Annotated in this window: 4 protein-coding genes; all 4 read right to left on the bottom strand. The window is 70.6% G+C overall.

Features of this window, described 5'->3' with window-relative positions; all coding sequences use genetic code 11:
- Window positions 1-97: 97 nt before the first annotated feature.
- Window positions 98-223: a putative leader peptide gene (locus CCN72_RS41475; protein ID WP_256639935.1), complete on the bottom strand. Its 126-nt coding sequence runs from the start codon at window positions 221-223 to the stop codon at window positions 98-100.
- Between the two features lie 127 nt (window positions 224-350).
- Complete coding sequence (locus CCN72_RS34055) at window positions 351-1,370, bottom strand: ABC transporter substrate-binding protein (RefSeq protein ID WP_086812170.1); 1,020 nt, start codon at window positions 1,368-1,370, stop codon at window positions 351-353.
- Between the two features lie 52 nt (window positions 1,371-1,422).
- A complete protein-coding gene (locus tag CCN72_RS34050; protein WP_086812168.1) occupies window positions 1,423-2,217 on the bottom strand; it encodes an amino acid ABC transporter ATP-binding protein in 795 nt (264 codons plus the stop codon).
- The coding region (locus tag CCN72_RS34045) for an ABC transporter permease subunit (protein WP_143664294.1) at window positions 2,214-2,608 on the bottom strand (395 nt) is incomplete at its 5' end. The genes CCN72_RS34045 and CCN72_RS34050, both read right to left, overlap by 4 nt.

Genomic DNA, 2,608 nt, shown 5'->3' with positions numbered 1-2,608 from the left:
GGATCCCTCGCTCCGCCGCGCCCGCCCGCCGCCGTGCCCCGCGGGCGGGCGCGGCGGAGCGAGGGATCCGCGCGACGGCGAGGGCGGAGGGGGAGCGTCAGGAGCGACAGAGCGCGCCGGCCACGCGCTGGAGGTCGATATGGGGCCGGGAGTGCAGCACGGCGGAGCGGGCGGTCCGCAGGACGCGTGCGCACGGAAGGTGCCGCCTTCGGTCCTCGGTCATCTCCGCCACCTCCGTCCACCGCACTCGGCGGGCCGCCCCTGCGGCGGCCGCACCCATCTCGTCATGAGGCACAACGCCCCGGCCCCCCGCGGTGTTCCCGGCCGCGGAAGCCGTTCGGGCCGGCTGCTCAGGAATCGCTGAGCGGCAGTCCGGGCGGGTTGACCTGGGACTTCGCCACGGCCTCGTTGGAGAGGTTGTAGGCGGCAAGCCACTTCGCGTACTGCCCGTTCTCGATCAGGTGGTTGACGGCGTCCGCGATGGGCTTGGCCAGGCCGCTGTCCTTCTTCGTGGTGGCCGCGATCAGCCCCTGGAGGCTCGCGCCCGCCCCGGAGTAGGTGCCCGCGCTACGGGTCGGGTTCGGCGACTTCGCGGTCTGGGTGACGTGGTAGGCGACGCCGGGGTTCGCCGCGAAGTAGGCGTCGATCCGGCCGCCGGACAGCGCCAGATAAGTGGCGTTCTTGCTGGCGTAGTGCTTGACGGTGAGGGTCTTGCCCTCGGCCTTCAGCTTGGTCTGCCACTCCAGGAGGATCTTCTCCTGGTTGGTGCCGTTGTCAACGGCGACCGTCTTCCCGGCGAGGTTCTCGTAGTTCCCGCCGAAATTCCAGGTGCTCTTCTTCAATACCTCGAAGCCCACGTTGTCCTTGCGGTACGAGGCGAAGTCGTACTTCTTCTTGCGTTCCTCGGTGTCGGTGATGTTGGCGAAGCCGACGTCGGCCTTGCCGCTGTCGATGCCGACGAACATGTTCTCCCAGGTGGCATTGGCCAGTTGGGGCTTGAGGCCGAGGACCGCGGCGACCAGGCGGCCGAAGTCGGGTTCGGCGCCGGTGAGGGTCTTCTGGTCGCCACCGATGTAGGCGAGCGGCGGGAAGCCGTCGGGCAGCGCGCCCACGACGATGTTCAGGGTGCCCCGCTCGCGGACGGCGGCGGGCAGTTCGGCGTGCAGCGAGGCGACCTCGGGGACCTTCAACTCGGTCTGTCTGGCGGCGCCGTTGGACACCCGGCCCACGGTCACCGTGCCGGCGGCGTCGGTCGTGGTGGCCGCGTCACCGCTGCCGCCGCAGGCGGCGAGGGTGCCGGCGAGGGAGGCGATCACGGTGGCCGCGGACAGACCGCGTATCAGGCTGCGTCGGGTGAGGTGGCTGGGCATGGCTGTCCTTGTCGTTCGATGGTGTGGCTGGGGAGGTGGAAGGGGGGCGGGTTCAGAGGACCTTGGCGAGGAAGTCCCGGGTGCGGGGGTGCTTGGGATGGTCCAACACCTCGGCGGGCGGGCCCTGTTCGACAATCCGGCCGCCGTCGATGAAGACGATCCGGTCGGCGACCTCGCGGGCGAAGCCGATCTCATGGGTGACGATGACCAGGGTGGTGCCGCTGGTGGCGAGGTCCTTGATGACGGAGAGGACCTCGCCGACGAGTTCCGGGTCGAGCGCGGAGGTCGGCTCGTCGAAGAGGATGATGCCGGGGCGCAGCGCGAGCGCTCGGGCGATGGCGACGCGCTGCTGCTGGCCGCCGGAGAGCTGGCGCGGATAGGCGCCGGTGCGCTCGCCCAGGCCGACCCGGGTGAGCAACTCCCGGGCCAGTGCCCGTGCTTCGGCCTTGCCGAGGCGGCCGGTGGCGACGGGAGCGGCGGCCACGTTGTCGAGGACGGTGAGATGCGGGAAGAGGTTGAAGTTCTGGAAGACGAACCCGATCCGGCCGCGCTGGGCCAGGATCGCACGCTCGCCCAACTCCTTCAGCCGGTCGCCCACCCGCCGGACGCCGATGAGTTCGCCGCCGACGCTGACATGGCCGATCTCGGGCTTCTCCAGGTGGTTGATGACCCGCAGCAGTGTGGACTTGCCGGAGCCCGAGGGCCCGATGACGACGGTGACCTCGCCGGGGCGCACGGTCAGGTCGATGCCGTCCAGGACGCGGTGGGTGCCGTACCACTTGTGGACGTCGTGCACCTCCAGCGCGGCCGGGGCCGTCTCCTGGGCAGTGGTGGCGGTGGCGGTCATACGGCGGCCTCCCCGCGCAGCCGGGTGCGGAACGCGGTCAGGGCGGCGCGTGCCTTCTGGAGCGGGGTCGGCGGCAGGGTGCGGGTGGCGCCCCGGGCGAAGTACCGCTCGACGTAGAACTGGACGACGGAGACGGCGCTGGTCAGGATCAGGTACCAGACGGTGGCGACCAGCAGCAGCGGCACGATGTCGCCGGGGTAGGTGCTGCCCATGGTCTGCACGGAGCCGAACAGGTCGAGCAGCGACACGTAGAACACCAGGGACGTGCTCTTGACCAGGCCGATGAGCTGGTTGACGTAGTTGGGTGTGATGGAGCGCAGTGCCTGCGGCAGCACGATCCGGGTGAACTGGTAGCCCTTGGGCAGGCCGAGCGCGGCGGCCGCCTCGTGCT

Origin of the sequence: Streptomyces murinus (assembly GCF_002154555.1) — a bacterium.
In the GTDB taxonomy this organism is placed as follows: Bacteria; Actinomycetota; Actinomycetes; order Streptomycetales; family Streptomycetaceae; genus Streptomyces; species Streptomyces murinus.
This window is presented reverse-complemented; position numbering and strand designations above follow the sequence as displayed.

Bases quoted from the DNA above. Each gene is read 5' to 3' on its own strand.
- CCN72_RS41475 (WP_256639935.1), bottom strand. From the start codon at position 223: ATGACCGAGGACCGAAGGCGGCACCTTCCGTGCGCACGCGTCCTGCGG.
- CCN72_RS34055 (WP_086812170.1), bottom strand. From the start codon at position 1,370: ATGCCCAGCCACCTCACCCGACGCAGCCTGATACGCGGTCTGTCCGCG.
- CCN72_RS34050 (WP_086812168.1), bottom strand. From the start codon at position 2,217: ATGACCGCCACCGCCACCACTGCCCAGGAGACGGCCCCGGCCGCGCTG.